The sequence below is a fragment of the Anaerolineales bacterium genome (assembly GCA_003105035.1).
Taxonomy (GTDB): Bacteria; Chloroflexota; Anaerolineae; order Anaerolineales; family UBA4823; genus FEB-25.
This window is the reverse complement of the sequence record PQAL01000006.1, coordinates 87,834-104,717: the sequence shown is the minus strand read 5'-3', so window position 1 is coordinate 104,717 and position 16,884 is coordinate 87,834. Positions and strand designations below refer to the sequence as shown.

The 16,884-nt window shown below is 50.6% G+C and carries 15 protein-coding genes; 11 read left to right on the top strand and 4 right to left on the bottom strand.

The annotated features are described in order from the left end of the window. Positions 1-341: 341 nt before the first annotated feature. On the bottom strand, positions 342-1,403 hold the full coding sequence (locus tag C3F13_04535) for a hypothetical protein (protein PWB55554.1): 1,062 nt from the start codon (positions 1,401-1,403) through the stop codon (positions 342-344). Positions 1,404-1,595: 192 nt separating this feature from the next. On the opposite strand from C3F13_04535, the gene secG reads away from it, so the two are divergent. Together secG and C3F13_04525 are read left to right on the top strand one after the other, a co-directional pair. Further along, on the top strand, positions 1,596-1,817 hold the full coding sequence (gene secG / locus C3F13_04530) for a preprotein translocase subunit SecG (protein ID PWB55553.1): 222 nt from the start codon (positions 1,596-1,598) through the stop codon (positions 1,815-1,817). Between the two features lie 115 nt (positions 1,818-1,932). Then, positions 1,933-3,633 carry a hypothetical protein gene (locus C3F13_04525; GenBank protein PWB55552.1) on the top strand — a complete coding sequence of 567 codons (1,701 nt, stop codon included), beginning with the start codon at positions 1,933-1,935 and terminating at the stop codon, positions 3,631-3,633. Between the two features lie 22 nt (positions 3,634-3,655). Here C3F13_04525 and C3F13_04520 read toward each other — a convergent pair whose 3' ends face one another. Beyond that, complete coding sequence (locus C3F13_04520) at positions 3,656-4,270, bottom strand: hypothetical protein (GenBank protein PWB55551.1); 615 nt, start codon at positions 4,268-4,270, stop codon at positions 3,656-3,658. 326 nt (positions 4,271-4,596) lie between these two features. On the opposite strand from C3F13_04520, the gene C3F13_04515 reads away from it, so the two are divergent. From C3F13_04515 to C3F13_04475, 9 genes are all read left to right on the top strand, one after another. After that, entirely contained in the window at positions 4,597-5,049 is a 453-nt protein-coding gene (locus C3F13_04515) for a hypothetical protein (GenBank protein PWB55550.1), read from the top strand. Further along, positions 4,995-5,465, top strand: coding sequence for a hypothetical protein (locus tag C3F13_04510; GenBank protein ID PWB55549.1), 471 nt, complete (start codon positions 4,995-4,997; stop codon positions 5,463-5,465). Before C3F13_04515 ends, C3F13_04510 begins: the two co-directional genes overlap by 55 nt. A gap of 32 nt (positions 5,466-5,497) precedes the next feature. Then, positions 5,498-6,793 (top strand): hypothetical protein, encoded by a 1,296-nt coding sequence (locus tag C3F13_04505; protein ID PWB55548.1) that lies wholly within the window; start codon positions 5,498-5,500, stop codon positions 6,791-6,793. A 201-nt stretch (positions 6,794-6,994) separates the two neighbouring features. Next, a complete protein-coding gene (locus C3F13_04500; protein ID PWB55547.1) occupies positions 6,995-7,822 on the top strand; it encodes a hypothetical protein in 828 nt (275 codons plus the stop codon). 63 nt (positions 7,823-7,885) lie between these two features. Beyond that, entirely contained in the window at positions 7,886-9,145 is a 1,260-nt protein-coding gene (locus C3F13_04495) for a hypothetical protein (protein ID PWB55546.1), read from the top strand. A gap of 29 nt (positions 9,146-9,174) precedes the next feature. Further along, positions 9,175-10,164, top strand: coding sequence for a hypothetical protein (locus C3F13_04490; GenBank protein ID PWB55545.1), 990 nt, complete (start codon positions 9,175-9,177; stop codon positions 10,162-10,164). 10 nt (positions 10,165-10,174) lie between these two features. Then, positions 10,175-11,125 carry a hypothetical protein gene (locus tag C3F13_04485; protein ID PWB55544.1) on the top strand — a complete coding sequence of 317 codons (951 nt, stop codon included), beginning with the start codon at positions 10,175-10,177 and terminating at the stop codon, positions 11,123-11,125. A gap of 47 nt (positions 11,126-11,172) precedes the next feature. Then, positions 11,173-12,921 carry a hypothetical protein gene (locus C3F13_04480; protein PWB55543.1) on the top strand — a complete coding sequence of 583 codons (1,749 nt, stop codon included), beginning with the start codon at positions 11,173-11,175 and terminating at the stop codon, positions 12,919-12,921. Positions 12,922-12,944: 23 nt separating this feature from the next. Beyond that, positions 12,945-14,309, top strand: a complete 1,365-nt coding sequence (locus C3F13_04475) for a type II secretion system protein E (protein ID PWB55542.1) — start codon at positions 12,945-12,947, stop codon at positions 14,307-14,309. A 177-nt stretch (positions 14,310-14,486) separates the two neighbouring features. Here the strand turns inward: C3F13_04475 and aspA are convergent, their stop codons facing one another. Both aspA and C3F13_04465 read right to left on the bottom strand, forming a co-directional pair. After that, positions 14,487-15,875 (bottom strand): aspartate ammonia-lyase, encoded by a 1,389-nt coding sequence (gene aspA / locus C3F13_04470; protein ID PWB55541.1) that lies wholly within the window; start codon positions 15,873-15,875, stop codon positions 14,487-14,489. 13 nt (positions 15,876-15,888) lie between these two features. Next, positions 15,889-16,875 carry a hypothetical protein gene (locus C3F13_04465; protein ID PWB55540.1) on the bottom strand — a complete coding sequence of 329 codons (987 nt, stop codon included), beginning with the start codon at positions 16,873-16,875 and terminating at the stop codon, positions 15,889-15,891. Positions 16,876-16,884 lie beyond the last annotated feature (9 nt).

The window sequence follows — 16,884 nt, the reverse complement described above, 5'->3', positions numbered from 1 at the left end:
ACAGAAAAAAGGTTGCGTAATCATTAAGAATGACCTCACAGAGTTGTTAATCGAATTGTGAAGTGAAGGGCATCGTTATCAAGACGATCGTAAATGGATGAGGAACTGCGCTGGGATCAATATTGAGTTAATACGGCAAATATGAGCCATTCCCGCCAAGCCAGTTTCGGTGTAATCTTATGCCCGATCTGAGATTTCCTATACTTCCCCTATTTAGCGAAAAAATATATTCCAATTCCATTTAGACGAAAAAACCAAAAAGCAGAGGTATGACAATGGGGTCAAGAAGAGTGAGTTGCTTAACGAGTACTTCAGTTTCTTGTGCTATCGGTTTATTTATCTTACCTCACATATATCGGATTACTATAGATCCAACCTCTTTTCCTCCCCAAATATTCGATATACACCTCCACCCGGTACACTCCTGGATCTGATGTTATATACGTGCACAATTCATGCTTATGCCAGGTGCGTACAGGAACGCCATTCTTCAATAATATGCATTCCGCAATCCTGGGCAGGCGGATCTGGAAGGTCACACCACCTTTACCGCTCAGCTCATCGCCCATCTCGGCAGTCCGTTCCATTCCACGGGCAGTGAAGTGGAATCCGCGTGTGGGTGCAGGCCGGTCGTAACCGATAAAGCAGTGTCCCTGGCGAAGCGCATCCAAGACCATGCTGATATCTGATGAACTATCTGTACCAAGCGGGCGTGGTACGAAGACATGGTTATTGATCGCCCTGAAATGGAATTCATACGGAAAGATAGTCCGGTGCAATGGCCCGAGGCTGAGGCGATTGGCATGGGCATCGCCACCCCCAATGGCGACCACGCGTTTGCCCGTAGCCAGCAATTCATCCCAGCGTAGCAGCACTTCAGGCAGCGGGCCGCAGTTGATGCGCTGTGGGTTGTAAGCATAATACAGGGCATGCAAAAACGACTTGATGCGGGGCTTGAATTCCGAAAAGCCATTCCACAGTTCAATCCCGGTGTATCCATGCACATTCCAATCCACCCATGAGATATCGCCTTGATGTACCGATGGAGCCGCAGGGTCCACTGGATGGGCGATAAATGCCAGACCACCCGCTTTAGCGATAGTATCAATGAGCAGCTGGGGGTCGTAAGCATAGGTTGCCAGCTCTCGATTCACACCGAAAGCTAACAAGTGGTTTTTCTGAGGATCGCGGGCCTGGTCATGGATCTCCTCCCCGACCATTACTAGGACCTGGCGATCGGCCTCCTTGATATATCCCTGCAGGCCATTTACCCAAACATTGTGGTCAGTGACGATCAGCGCATCAATGCCTGCCTTCATTGCATCAGATGCAATACCAGCATGCGTACCACTCCCATCGGAGTAACGGGTATGCATATGCAGGTTCAGAATGATTTCTGGCATATCGACTCAATATCGCAGGATCGTAACTTATTATATATGGAATTTCTGCCAGGAATAATGCTCGAACGAGTTGGAAGAATAATACACACAGATGAAACTTACCATTTGATTTGACGATTCAACCAACCGAAGGTATAATCCGCAAGCTTAACTACTGAAGCTGAGACATTAACGATTGTTCGGAGGCAGGTTGTGGTCAACGTTGTAGACATTTCATTGATTATTATATCGGTAGCGCTGATTGTGAGCGTTATTATGCAAAGCAAGGGTGCAGGTTTGGGCGGCTTGACCGGTGCAGACACGGGCGGTATCTTCACTGCTCGAAGAGGCGTTGAGAAGACGCTTTTTTATGTAACCATCGTTTTGAGTGTGTTATTCTTTACCCTGGCAATCATTTCAGTTAAAGTATCATAATTGAAGCCAACCCAAGCGCAGAGGTGTGCTGCCGAATTGAATGTGAATACTCGGCAGCTGAACTGAAGCGCTTTTTATTTTTAATCATTATTTGACCCATGATAAGATTGATCCCATGAAAAAACTTCGCTGGCCATTATTGATCGCGATTATTGCACTGGCAGCTATATCAATCCTGCTGATCAAGCAAAGGCCAAGCAACTTACAGCCTGTAAACGTACCGGTGGTCCAACCAGCAGTCGGGGGTATATACACAGAAGGAATTGTTGGCACCTTCATGCGCCTCAACCCGGTGCTGGATTATTACAATGAAGCTGACCGGGATGTAGACCACCTGATTTTTAGTGGGATGTTGAGGATCGACGAGCGCGGCCTCCCGCAGGCTGATCTGGCTACTTCATGGGGTATTTCCAGAGATGGTACAATCTACAACTTTTCATTAAACCCAAGCGCCACCTGGCACGATGGCGAGCCCGTCACGAGTGACGATGTAATTTATACGATCCAAACGATGAGCTCAGACGACTCGCCCCTACCGGCTGACCTGCGTGAATTCTGGAAGCAGATTGAAGTCATTCGCCTGGATGACAAGACCGTGCAATTTAAGCTGCCAGAGCCATATGCACCATTCCTGGATTACCTGACCTTCGGCTTGCTTCCTTCACACCTGCTTGGTGACTTGAGCATGGCTGACCTGATCGACAATCCCTTCAACTTGCAACCGGTTGGCACCGGCCCATACCGTTTCGACCACCTGATCACCGGCGACGGGCAAGTTACCGGTGTTGTGCTTTCTGCATATACAGACTACGTACCTCAACCGGCTTTTATCGACCAGATCGCATTGCGCTATTTTCCCGACACACCGGCCGCGTACGCAGCCTACCAGGCAGGCGAGATAGCTGGAATTGGAAAAGTAACTGCTGATATCCTCCCCGAAGTCCTCGCTGAAAGCGGACTGAGCTTATATACCACGCGCCTGCCGGTCATGTCGATGGTCCTGCTGAACCTGGATGATGCGCAAGCGAAATTCTTCCAGGACGTTAACGTCCGCATGGCACTGATGCAGGGTTTGAATCGTCAAGGGATGATCGATAACCTGCAGAGTGGTCAGGCTATCCTGGCTGATGGTCCAATTTTCCCAGGCACTTGGGCTTATTATGACGGCATCACACACTATGCTTACAACCCAAGTGAAGCGATCTCGCTGCTCCGTGAAGCCGGTTACACCATCCCCGCGGAAGGCGGGGAGACACGCACCAATGAAGATGGAACAGCGTTATCCTTTGAGCTGCTTTTCCCGGATGACCGGGCACACCAGGCACTGGCAGATGCCATCCGGCGTGATTGGGCTTCCTTGGGAGTACAGGTTAAGCTGACTGCCATGCCTTATGATCAGCTGGTTGCAGAGCACCTCGATACAAGGAACTACCAGGCAGCCCTGGTAGATCTGAACCTGTCACAAACACCAGATCCTGATCCCTATCCCTTCTGGCACCAGACGCAGATCTCCAGCGGGCAAAATTACTCAAATTGGGATGATCGCCAGGCAAGTGAATACCTGGAACAGGCCCGCATCACAACCGACCTCGAAGTGCGGGAGCGTTTATATAATAATTTCCAGGTGCGCTGGAGCCAGGAGCTGCCTGCCCTTCCCCTGTACTATCCTGTTTATACTTACGCAGTAAGCAATGATGTCAACGGGATCAGCATAGGGCCGATCCTTGAACCGGCTGACCGATTCAACCACGTCACCAACTGGTACCTGGTGACGAGCCGGGCGACCGGGACTGAAACTCCTACCCCCAATCCATAAATAGATTTACTGAACTACCTTTTCAGCGTTTCTCGACAGTTTTCTTCACCTTAAGAAACGCAGGAAGCTCGGCCCCAAATACTTCCACCAGCTGGGGATCAAATAACGATCCACCCGCGCCGCTAATCAAGCGAGAGGCATCTTCCGGCGATATTTCCTTTTTATATGGGCGGGGAGTTGTGAGAGCGTCGAAGACATCTGCAAGGGCACACATGCGTGCACTAAGCGGGATTTCCTCCCCACTGATCCCTTGTGGATACCCCGATCCATCCCAGCGCTCATGATGATTCAGGGCGATGGTTTCCGCTGCTTGCAGCAAGGGAGAGGTGGAGTTACTCAGCAGCTCCGCGCCGATAATCGTATGGCGCTTGATCTTCTGCAGCTCGGTTTCGGAATACTGCCCCTGCTGGAGCAATAAGGACTCTGGTAAGCCGACTTTGCCAATATCATGTAACTGGCAAGCAGTGGCGATCAGCTGGTATTCACTTTGGGTCAGGCCAATCCCGCGCCCGAGAACCTGTACATAACCCTTGATACGCTCCAGATGGGAAAGGTTGTTACCTTCTCGATATTCGGCAATATAAGCCAGGCGCCAGACTGCATCCAGCAACTCCCTGTGACTATCTAACGAATACATAATCCCTTCCTTTCCGAGGTTGCACTGTAACCGAAAACATAAAAATCCGTTTTATATGATGACAAGGAAATAACCTACTATATTTTACAACAATAATCAAAGGGATTTGTTTAATCTAGTTCTTATTTCCTTATCAGATTTGTTAGTATAATTGTTAGACCGCAATGATATAATTTTTGCGTACAAGGGACGTGGCTGCTCACCCGATCTGACGGGAAATATTACTGGTAAAGGTTAATACTGGTGTCTGGATAGATGATATTCCGCGTCGATTGGGGGAGCGTTTTTTGAGAATGCCGATTATCGCGAGTTGTGTATATTAATAAATGATGACTGGTAAAGACAAATTAATGAATCAGAAATCTTTGGGGCAAAGTATGGTTGAGTTTGCCCTGATCTTGCCGTTGATGGTGCTTATCGTGCTGGGAATCTTCGAGCTTGGAAGGGCTTTTTTTGCCTATATCGCCATTTCTAATGCAGCACGCGAAGGTGTCAGAGTGTATACCTTCACGCCCGACACAACCACAGTGAATCAAATCTACTCAACTGTAGTCACCGAGGTGGGCACATCGACACTTGTTGATCCGGATAAAATCACCTCGATCACCATCGCCTGTGGCAATGCCTACACCCCGGTAACAACCGATGCCGGACTAAAAGCTTGTCTGGTGGAGGAACCCATCCGGGTTAGCGTTACGTATGCCCATGACTTGATTTTGGGGATATTGTTCTCCCAGCCGCTTACGATTGGAAGGTCAGTGGAGATGATGAAACCGTGAAGAATCAGCAAAAATCGAGTAACAAGGGTCAATCACTCGTGGAGTTTGCCTTAATCATTCCAGCCTTTCTATTGATGGCTGTGATGGTTTTTGACCTTGGTCGGGCAGTCTATTATTCAAGCTCTGTACACAATGCAGCCAGAGAAGCAGCTCGGTATGGTATCGTTCATCCAGCGGACGAGGCTGGTATGAAGGGAAAAGCGGTCAATTATGCCGTGGGCTTGGGTTTACAGGTTTCCGATGTATCTATTGATGTGGTTGTTCCGGAAGATACTTCCAGCTTTCCACCGCCACATGTCACTGTCTATGTAAACTATGATTTTTTCCCGGCAACACCGCTCGTATCCAATTTCATCTCAGGTGGCAAGATAACCATAAAAGGTGAAGCCACAATGAAGTTGGAAGCATTACCGTAATCATTCGTTATTGTGAATACTAGTGAGGATGAATGATGAACAAGAAGCTTTTTTCGGAAAGCGGACAAACCTTAGTACTGGTAGTCATCGGGTTCCTGGCTTTTATTGCCATCCTGGCGCTGGTGCTTGATGGTGGGAATGCCTACGCAGCCAAACGGCAAGCTCAAAATGCAGCCGATTCAGGGGCGTTGGCTGGGGCGCAGTACTTATGCCAACATCGGAATGATGCTGGAGTGGTTACTGCAGCAATCCAAAAAGCCAAGGACTATGCAGGTTATAACGGGGCCGATAATTATGCCCAGGTGAATGCCAATATTACCGCAGCAACGGTGGTGGTGACCGCAACCGTCACAAAGGACACTTTTTTCGCAAGTGTGATTGGTTACCCTCAAGTGGCACCCCGCGCAGTAGCCGAAGCGGCCTGCCGCCCTCCCGGTGTGGGCGTGCTACCCGTTGCCTGGTCGTGCCGTGAAAATGTTGTGGGAGAAATTAAATGCACCGAGGATGTCGGCCCGTGCCGAACGGCATCCGATCCGACGGGTTTAAAATGCACTTATGTGCTGATGGATTCAGTTAAAGTTAAAGAAAAGAATAAAAACTGTGACCCAGCTGACCCGACCTGTTATACTCAGAATGACCTGGAGTGCAGTCCCCCAGGCACGCCCCCGACCTGCGCTCCGGCAGATCTCACGAAGATCGATTGCGATCTGGACAACGATTGCGTGGATGAGTTGGCAACTGGGGGCTCGCGCAGCTGGCTAGATTTAGATGGCAGCGGTGGTGGGGCAAATGAGCTAAAAGACTGGATCACTGGAGCGGTAGACCCTCCAGAGATTGCAGTCCATACCTGGTTGCCTGAAGAAAGTGGTGTGGCTACCAGTATATTTCACTCAACAGCTGATGCCCTCGTAGGAAAAGTTGTGATCCTACCGGTGTTTAACAAAGTTTGTAACGGCTTGCCAACAATTCTGAACCCTGAAACGACCAGTTACTGTAATGCTGGATCAATCGACATACAAGACTTGATCACCAGCAGCACACTCAATTTCCATGTGATTTCTTTTTCGGCATTTCACATAACGTGTGTTCAGACCGGTAAGAATAAAACCACCCCTGAAGCAGGATATTTCCTATCTCCATCGGATAAAAGCTGCTATGGGCATAAGGTGGCAGCCACTGATCCAGACGGATCTGGTCCATTAAATCCCTCTATCGACGATAACGATAAAACGATCGAGGGCTATTTTGTGCGCGACAACCTCGGTGGTTTTGGCGGTCCGGGTGATTGGTATGATACCGGCACTTTCACAGTGGTCCTGGTCAGGTAGAGGTTTGGACCAACTTTTTTTGATATCTAAATAATAAGAATAGCTATTTACTCTTTAATTGTTAAGAGATTAATTATTGGTACCCTTCACAAATGAAAGCAACAACTAATCTAAATATGCCCACTTTCTGGTATATTTAATGCATCAGTTTGCATAGCATTTGCAAATTAGCAATAAAACCTGTAACCCAGGAGGGCTACCTTGAATCGTCGCGTTCTCATCGGAATCCTGATCGCAATCGTGGGCATTGGGTTGATCGGGCTTGGCATCCTGGCGATCAACCGGGTGTTGAAGCAAAGCTTTGCCCCACCCGCGCAGCCAACCGCGGTCGTGGAAGCGACCACGGATGTCGTCATCACCACCCGCGATCTGGCGGTTGGAACGGTATTGACCCGGGAAGATTTGCAAACCGCAACCATCCCGGTGACATTGGTGCCCCGCGATGCCCTACTCTCCATCGAATCGGCCCTCGGCAAAATCGCCGCTGTGCACCTCATCCAGGGTGAAATGGTGCTCCAGCACCACCTGGCAGACCCAACCAACATTGCACACGATATTGGTTATATCATCGGTGATGACCAGGTCTTAATGGCATTCCAACCGGGTGACTTAATGACCAGTCTGGGTATCTTGCAACGTGGAGATAATATTGATCTCTTCGCAACCATGACGGTGGCTGTCACTCCCACCAATATTACCATTGTTGGAACTGAACAGGAGCCTGAACCACGTACGTTCACCTTTGATTCGTTCCAGCGAGTGCAGATTTCTGCCATTGTGGCTGACGTGATCGCTGATTCTGGCTCGTCTGGTCAACCTCAACCGACTCCAAGCCCGCAGGATATCAGGGTGCGCGCCTACTTACTGGCATTAAATGCTCAGGATGCACTTGTGCTAAAGCATATGATCGACAGCGGTGCGAACTTTACCCTCGTCCTGCGCTCTCCAACATCGAGCCAGTTGTTTGAGGTCAGCCCGGTTACAGAGGAATATCTGTTGCAGCGCTTCCAACTGCAGGCTCCTCGATGATTCAGCTAAAAATATCCAATGGTTATTTTCATTAAGCACAGTTTTCTACAGAGGTGAGCGACAATGAGCCCAGCAAATAAATCAATTCGTGTAATTGCGCTATGTGACAAAGGCCCAACACAGCAACAGATATCAGAAGCGATTAGTTCTACACAGGGAGAATTCACCCTGGTGGATGTTTTGTTGTCAAAGGAGATGCTGGCCAGGCAGATCCGAACCGCTGAGCCTGATATCTTGCTGGTAGATTCGCAGCTTGAGAACGAAACAACCATGGATATCATCGATGACCTGGCCTTGCAATTCCCGACCGCGGCAGTGGTTGCAATCTTACCGAGTAATGATCCTTTAATTGCCCAGCAGGTTATGCTAGCTGGGGCACGCGCTTTCCTCATCGCCCCGTTCTCACAGATCAATCTGGTCAGTACCTTACGGCGGGTGTCTGAGCTAGAAGGGCGCCGGCAACAAACCCAGACCTACGTTCCAACCCAGGCACCTGAAGCGACCCGACCATTGCATTCGATCACATTCTTCAGCCCACGAGGAGGTACAGGAGTAACCTCCATTGCAACCAACACAGCCATTGCCCTGGCAGAGGAGACCGGCAAAAAAGTGCTGCTATTTGAAGGGAAAGTATTTTTTGGTCACCTGGAAGTGATGCTCAACCTCAAGGTGCAGAATGCCTTATCCGACTTGATCCCCCATGCCAACAGCCTGGATGAGGCACTGATCCGCGACGTTGTAGCCCCTCACCCTTCGGGAATCAATGTACTTCTCGCTCCTTCAAATGTCCAGATTGCCCAGGGTATCAAGGCTGAGGATATATACAATATATTTGTTGGCGTGTCACGCTATTATGATTACATCGTGGTTGATGCTGGTGGCCAATTAAACGACATATCGGTGACCTTGATGGATGCAACCGACCGCATTGGCCTGGTGACCACAGCCGATCTGGCTTCCTTGCATGACACCAGCCGTTTCTTACAGCTCAGCCGTTCACTCTCGTATCCGACAGAGAAGATCCTGATGATCTTGAACAAGGCAGGTGTTGAGGGCGGCGTGAAGCTGAAAGACATTGAAACCGTGCTCCATAATCAGATCTATCATCAGGTGGCGAATGATCCAGCAAACGTTTTACGCAGCATCAACCGGGGCATCCCATTTTTGGTCTATTACCCCAGGAGCATAGCCAGTAAATCGATCCAGCAGCTGGCGCGTAACCTCTCAGCGATCAAGATCAGGGAGCTCAGCCATGAAACTGCTCCAGTAGCGGGTGAAAAGGCGGGGCGTGACCTGTTGATGGCCTCCAGCCGCCTGGGCTAGCATGGAGCCGCTAAAGTAGGAATTACGGAATGCCAACCTTTACCTTATTTATCGGACTGATTCTATTCATCCTGGTCATTATACTGATCGCCTATGGGCTGGTGATCTATGGCTTGCGGGATATCTTTTATGCTGGCCAAGATATCGGCTCCAGGCTGGCTACCTACGTCTCATTGCCCGAGGAAGCCAATCCTGCCCAGGCGGGTCAGCGGCGACGAGTGGGATTTATTCGTTTTCGTCTGCGGATGAATAATATGCTTTCAGGGTTGGCCTCTGAAAAGCTGAACCTCCAATTGTTGAGTGCCAACTGGCCGATCACTGAGACAGAATATGTGCTGGTCAGGGTAGCTGGCGTCATCGTGGCATTCGGGCTGGGCGTTTTGATATCGAAGATGGTCATTTCTGGGTTGGGATTGGCTGCGATTGCATATTTCATCCCCGAATTACTGCTCAAACGAGCCATCTCCCAACGGCGGCTGGCATTCGGCCAGCAACTGGTGGACGTGCTGGTGCTGATGACCGGAGCAGTCAGGGCAGGCTACAGCCTGCCGCAGGCAATCGAGGTTGTTAGCAAGGAACTGAAAGCACCCGCTTCCGAAGAATTTCGCCGGGTGAGGCATGAAATTGGCTTAGGATTATCACTGAGCCAGGCATTGACCAACCTGGTCGCCCGCATGGAAAATGATGACTTGTATCTTATGGTGACCGCCATCAACATCAACTCGCAGGTCGGTGGAAATATTGTGACCATGCTTGAGGCGGTGACGGATACCATCCGGGAACGGGTACGCTTGTTCAGTGAAGTGCGCGTGCTCACCGCCCAACAAAGATTTGGCAGTATTATTCTCACTTTTTTACCGATCGCTATGGCAGGTGCACTGTTCTTCATTAACCCCGATTATATGATGCGCCTGTTTAGACCTCCAGAACCATTCCTCTTGTGTATCCCAATTGGAGCGGCATTCATGGTGATTATCGGTAATTTCGCCGTAAGACGATTTGCAAAGATCGATGTATGAGGTATAGTTTATGCAATATTTAATGCAAATCACACTAAGCCTGGTGTTAGGTATTGCAGGATTAACCATTATCTTCCTCGGCGTTCGTTGGCTGACGACAAGCAACGTCAACAAACGCCTGGTTCAATACGTGGAAACGCCTTTACAGGTGCTGGAGGGCAAGAAAAATATTCCGCGCATGCAATCCCGAAACATCACAGGCTCTTTCTTTGGCCGGATCGTCACCCCGGCTATTAAAGCCATTGGACGTTTCTTCGGCCGGATCACACCTGCAGGTGCGATCGAAAACATCTCAAAGAAACTGATGATCGCTGGTAATCCGATGGGCCTGGGCGCTCGAGAATATTACGGGATGAGCCTAGCTTCAGCTCTGTTGGGCGTGTACCTGGCATTCCTGTTCTACCGCAGGGGCACAACTACACTGAATGTGCTTGTCAGTATATTAATCATCATTTTCTTCTATTATGCTCCAAAGGCATGGCTGCAAAGCCGGGTGGCCAACCGTCAGAATAAGGTAAGGAAAGGCTTGCCCGATGCCCTGGACATGCTCAGCGTATGTGCTACGGCAGGACTGGGATTTGACCAATCTCTACAGCGGGTCAGTGAATATTGGGATACTCCTATTGGTCGCGAGTTTGGACGGGTGATCAGCGAGATGGAGATGGGCCTGACCCGGCGAGATGCACTACGCAACCTTTCCGACAGGCTGGAGATCAGAGAAATTGCTAGCTTCGTCGCCCTGATCTTGCAAACAGAGCAGTTGGGCATGAGTATTAGCGACACCTTGCATGCCCAGGCAGAACAAATGCGCATTGAACGGCGTTATAGAGCACAGGAACAAGCCCAGAAGGCGCCGATCAAAATGCTCATCCCCATGGCATTGCTGATCTTCCCTGCACTGATAGCTGTGATCTTAGGTCCCGCTATTCCTACGCTAATGGAAGTATTTAATTCTTTATAAGTGTAAATGGTGATTGTGTGGATGATAAAGAGATTGTTGGAGGAAGTATGAGTCCGAATGATAATGGATCGTTCAAGGATTCGCCTGCATTCCAGGAAGCGATGGGTCACTTTCGGGTTGGCAGGTGGGAGGAAGGCTTATTGAAGCTTGCTGAGGTTGAAAAGACCTTCCCTACCGCAACCGAGTTGAGAGGCCTACGGCAAGAAATGGAAATCCGTGCCCGCATCTCCGAATATGAGGCAGAAGAGAACAAGCATAATCGTGGGAATAAAATAAAAACCTTTACGGTAAGGTTTTTTCTTGGCACAGTGATCGTTATCTTGCTGGTGGGAGCGATCATGACCTATTCTGGATGGATCCAGGGACAGGTCGCCAGAGCACAAACCAGCTATGCCCAGGGAGTACAACAGGCTGAGTTAATTTTTGAATTTCGGGCAGCCCAAAGCTTGATGACTGCTGGCAAGCCAGATGAAGCATTAAAGAGCTTTGAATCGATCAAAGCGAAGCAAGCAGAATACCCAGGTCTGGCTGAAGCCATCCAGCAAGCCCAGTCATTGAAAGATATTGAAGTGGAGTATACCCAGGCAATGAACCTGCTTCAGGTCGGCGATTCTGCTCAGGCATTGCAGTTGTTGCAAGGCATCAGTGAAGAAATGCCGAATTACAGGGATGTTTCGCTGCAAATAAAAAACCTGCAAACGCAGACAGAAATGAGCTCCGTCCTGGAACAAGCTGATCTGGCGTTTTTAGAGGGCCGGTACGAGGATGCTATCAGCAATTACGAATCCCTGCGCATTATGAATCCGTCATTCCAAACTACACAAGTGGAGGAAAATCTGTTCCAGAGTTATATAAAAGCCGCCCAAGAGCTCTTACTGGCACCCGTGCCCACCCTTGAAAACCTGAAGATAGTCGACCATTACTTCACGCAGGCCCTGTCTCTAAAACCGCTGGACCGTGAAGCACTGGCAGCCCGGACACAAGTCAGATTGGTGATCGAGGATGGTGTCATAAATGATTATGTGAGCCAGGCCCAAGCAGCCTTAGCCGAATCACCGGATGGATTGGATGCCCAGCAAAAGGCGGAACATTTCCTGAGTCTGGCGCTTGGCGTCCGACCTGATGATCCAAACGTTCTGCTGCAATTCCAACTTGCCCAGACATTTATCCAGGCAATCAGTGATTTCAACAGCAGTAAATGGGGCGCAGTCATCGATAACCTGGAATTTGTGATCGAACAGCAAGCAGGGTATGCCAGCGGCACTGCCCTGCAGACGCTGTTTGATGCTTACATTGCCCGCGGGGCTGAATATATCGCTTCAGGCGAATATGCATTGGCATTGTCAGATTTTCAGCGGGCAGCGGTGCTGGCTCAACAATTGGAAGAATCGGACGCTCTGGCCTTTGAAGCCCAGGTGATGATCGGTGAAGCCCAGGGGTTGCTCAATCACTACCAGCAGGCAGTCCAAATCTACCAGGAGGCGATGAACACCATCGGATTAAGGGAGCGCATTATAAACCTGCAAGGTCCGTTGAACGACAGCTTGATGTATGCCGATTACCTGGCCAATGCCGGTAATTACCAGAGTGCGTTCTATGCCTATCGAAACCTGATCCGCAACCGTGTACAAGCCTATGATCAATCGACGCTAGTTACTGTCAAAAACGGTGATTATCTGTCGATGCTTGCCCATCGTTACAATACCACGGTGGCAGCCATCTTATCGGCCAATGATCTTAATAACCAGCCAAAACTCACCCCCAATACGACTCTGGTGATCCCAATCCTTCCATAATGGTATAGAACGGAGTAGGTGCTATGTTTACCAATAGACCAGCTAAAAACGGGCACACGCCGACCTCAACTGAGTATGATGTCTTAGCTGAGGCCAAGACTGTAGGTGCAAGTGATCATATCACGGCGGATGCCTACATGATCCGCGACCGCGTTCAACGGAGATTGCTCGCTGAAGCGGATGGCGAAGTGGACCTGTCACACATCCCCCAGATGCACCAGATGATCGAGTCGCTGTTCAACCGGGTGTTAACCGAGGAAAACCTGTTGTATACCCGGGCTGTGCGTTCCCGGCTATTGGATTGGGTCATCGCAGACATCCTGGGGTTCGGTCCTCTGGAGCCATTGCTCAATGAGCCGAGTATCACAGAAGTCATGGTCAACGGCTATGATAATATCTATATCGAGCGATACGGAAAAGTAGAAAAAACACGCATTACATTTGAGAATGAAGCCCACCTGATGCGCATCGTCGACCGCATCGTAGCACCGTTGGGAAGGCGTGTGGATGAATCGAGCCCCATGGTGGATGCCCGCTTGCCCAATGGTTACCGTGTCAACGTGATCATTCCACCCCTCTCCCTTATCGGGCCAATGCTGACCATCCGCAAGTTCGCTCAAACCCCCTTCACTGCACAAGATCTGGTGGCGAACGGTACCCTAACAACGCCCCTGGTCAACTTCTTGAAGGCCTGCGTGGAAGCCCGTGTAAATCTCGTCATCTCGGGTGGTACCGGCTCAGGTAAAACGACGCTGCTCAATGTTGTATCTGCTTTCATACCGAGTAACGAGCGAATCATTACCATCGAGGATATCGCCGAGTTGCAGATGAAACAGGAGCACGTCGGTAGGCTGGAGAAACGCCCGTCTAACGTGGAAGGAAAGGGCGAAGTCACCATCCGCCAGCTGGTGATAAACTCGCTGCGTATGCGCCCCGACCGGATCATCGTAGGCGAGGCGCGTGGCGGTGAAGCGCTGGACATGCTCCAGGCGATGAACACCGGCCATGACGGCTCCATGACCACGATCCACTCCAACAGCCCGCGCGATACCCTGCGGCGTATCGAGACGATGGTATTGATGGCGGGTCTTGAGCTACCCTTGCGGGCAATCCGTGAGCAGGTATCTTCAGCCATTGAGCTGATCGTCCACATGGAGCGCCTGCGGGATGGCACCCGTAAAGTAGTGCATGTGGCCGAAGTACAAGGTATGGAAGGCGACACGATCATTATGCAAGACCTTTTCCTGTGGGAACAGGTCGGCATCCAAAACGGAAGAGTGATCGGTGCGTTGAAATCCACCGGCCTACGCCCGAAATTTGCCGAGAAATTTGCCATTAACAACATCGAGCTACCGGCAGAGATATTTAATGTAGGTACCGTAATCTAATTCCAACGAACATTTATCGAAATTTAAGAAAGAATCAGTGACTCTGTGCCGCAGGTGCTAACAACCCTGCGGCATATTATTTACTTACCTGGTTAGTCGTATTAGCAAAGATATAGCACCCGACATCACCCCTTAACTTTGCATCGTCAAAATATACACCCAAAGACCAGGATCGGCTTAGCGGATCATCCTATGTGGAGATAGCACCTGCTCAAGCTCCTCCCGGCTCAGGTAACCTTTTTCAAGCACCACTTCCACCACTGATTTTCCTGAGCGCAATGCTTCCCGGGCGACTTCACTGGCTTTGTCATAGCCAATCAATGGGTTCAGGGCAGTCACCAGCCCGATGCTGTTCTCAACCAGCTGCCGGCAATGCTCGCGGTTGGCGGTGATACCCAGGATGCAACGATTGACGAGTGTGCGACAGGCACGCCCGAGCATGTCCAATGAAGTGAACAGGTTGTAGGCAATCACAGGCTCCATGGCATTCAGCTCAAGCTGGCCGGCTTCAGCCGCCATGGTGACCGTCAGGTCGTTGCCGATCACCTCGAAGGCCACCTGGTTCACCACCTCGGGGATGATCGGGTTGACCTTGCCCGGCATGATGCTTGACCCGGGTGCCATGGGAGGCAGGTTGATCTCCCCCAGCCCAGCGCGTGGACCGGATGAAAGCAGACGCAGGTCATTGCTGATCTTGGATAACTTGACTGCCACCCGCTTCAACACCCCCGATAGCTGTACATAAGCCCCAGCATCCTGGGTGGCTTCCACCAGGTTAGGCGATTGGACCACAGGCACTCCGCTCAGCTCTCTCAGCTTGTGAGTGACCAGCTCAGCATAACCGGGAGGCGCATTAATACCGGTGCCGATAGCTGTGGCTCCCAGGTTGATCTCCCGGATCAAGGACTGCGCCTCCCTGACACGCGCAATATCCTCCCCAACTGTCACACCCCAGGCATCGAACTCCTGCCCGAGGGTCATGGGGACGGCATCCTGGAGCTGGGTACGCCCCATCTTGATTACGTCGGAAAACTCAACCCCCTTCTCCGCCAGGGCAGTCTGCAGAGCCTGCATCTCAACCAGCAGGCCATCCAATTTCATGCTGAGAGTCAGGCGCAGAGCGGTAGGGTAAACATCATTGGTGGATTGCGAAAGGTTGACGTGATTGAGTGGGTGCAGCACTTCATATTGCCCTTTTGGTAGGCCAAGATGCTCGAGCGCCCGGTTGGCGATGACCTCATTGGCATTCATGTTCGTGGAAGTGCCCGCCCCACCCTGGATGGCATCCACAACAAACTCGCCGTGTAGCTGGCCCTGCAAAATATCATCGCAAGCCTGCGTGATAGCTTGGGTGATATCCTCAGGCATCAAACCCAGCTCATGATTTGCAAGGGCAGCTGCTTTCTTAATGTATGCAAGGGAGTGTATCAGCCGGGGGTATTGGGAGATGGCGATCCCACTGATAGCAAAATTTTCCACCGCACGCAGGGTCTGGATCCCATAATAATGTTCATCCGCAATCCGGCGCTCACCTAACAGGTCGTGTTCAAGACGTGAATCCGACATACCAGCTCCTATCTCACGGACAATTGAGCGAAAAGATTTGCAGGTTTTGATCTACCTGCACTGCCAGGTATTGGCTGTCATATGACCAATCCGTCTCGCTGGCAGTGCCGTACTGACCGATATCCAGTGGATACAGGCTGCCATCCTCCGCATTGATCACCCAGGCGTTGCCAACCTGATCGATGTAAGCTGCCTGCTTTTCATCGGGAGACCAGTTAAGCTGACCGGGTAAATCAGCGTATTCTGCAGGTAATGTGTCAGGTTGATTGGTATGAGGTGCCCACAACCCCCAGCCACGCTGGATCGCCTCGCCTACCGGGCTCGAGGCCCCACTCTCCACGTAGAAATCGATCGTCTGCAAACAATTAAAACCGCAGGAGGTCAAGACCCTTAAACGGCTTGAATCCATCCATTCCAAGACTGCTTTCTGGCTGGCATAATCATCCGTACGGGCAGCTTCATCAGGGAACAGGTCCTGGGAGGGACGTCCATCCGGGTAAGCCAGCCCAATAGTATAGAGATCGTCGCTGCGCCGCAGGCCCAAGAAAGCAATGGCTGACGAATCGGGAGACCAGTTGAGCTCACCCGCCGCGCCAGTTGCCAGGCGTTCCGGATCTTGAAACATAGGCGCAGACAGGATATTCAGGTCACCCACATCCCAGCTTGAGCTCTGTGTGGAAGCGATGTATGCGACGGTATTGCTTTTGGGTGACCAGGCAATCAGGTCACCCTGAGGCTCATACACTCGGATCATTCCCTGTTCTGCCAGCTTGCATGCTTGTGGTGCGATGACCTGAAAATTGGGGATGCTGGATGTAGGTACCGGCGTGGCTGTAGACTCTGGAGAGCCAATCCCAATCACGCTGCAGCTGCTCAAAAGGAGCAGCAACCCGCTGGCGAATAACAACAGGGTTATATTTTTATATCTGAATGGTATCATGCTGGGTGAATTATAACTGCAAGAAAGCTCGCCTAATTCATAGGTCAACCCAGGAAACAAAAGACCTGC

Coding starts and splice junctions, on each gene's coding strand:
- C3F13_04475 (PWB55542.1), top strand. CDS start 12,945: ATGTTTACCAATAGACCAGCTAAAAACGGGCACACGCCGACCTCAACT.
- C3F13_04495 (PWB55546.1), top strand. CDS start 7,886: ATGAGCCCAGCAAATAAATCAATTCGTGTAATTGCGCTATGTGACAAA.
- C3F13_04515 (PWB55550.1), top strand. CDS start 4,597: ATGATGACTGGTAAAGACAAATTAATGAATCAGAAATCTTTGGGGCAA.
- C3F13_04490 (PWB55545.1), top strand. CDS start 9,175: ATGCCAACCTTTACCTTATTTATCGGACTGATTCTATTCATCCTGGTC.
- C3F13_04505 (PWB55548.1), top strand. CDS start 5,498: ATGATGAACAAGAAGCTTTTTTCGGAAAGCGGACAAACCTTAGTACTG.
- C3F13_04480 (PWB55543.1), top strand. CDS start 11,173: ATGAGTCCGAATGATAATGGATCGTTCAAGGATTCGCCTGCATTCCAG.
- aspA (PWB55541.1), bottom strand. CDS start 15,875: ATGTCGGATTCACGTCTTGAACACGACCTGTTAGGTGAGCGCCGGATT.
- C3F13_04520 (PWB55551.1), bottom strand. CDS start 4,270: ATGTATTCGTTAGATAGTCACAGGGAGTTGCTGGATGCAGTCTGGCGC.
- C3F13_04525 (PWB55552.1), top strand. CDS start 1,933: ATGAAAAAACTTCGCTGGCCATTATTGATCGCGATTATTGCACTGGCA.
- C3F13_04535 (PWB55554.1), bottom strand. CDS start 1,403: ATGCCAGAAATCATTCTGAACCTGCATATGCATACCCGTTACTCCGAT.
- C3F13_04485 (PWB55544.1), top strand. CDS start 10,175: ATGCAATATTTAATGCAAATCACACTAAGCCTGGTGTTAGGTATTGCA.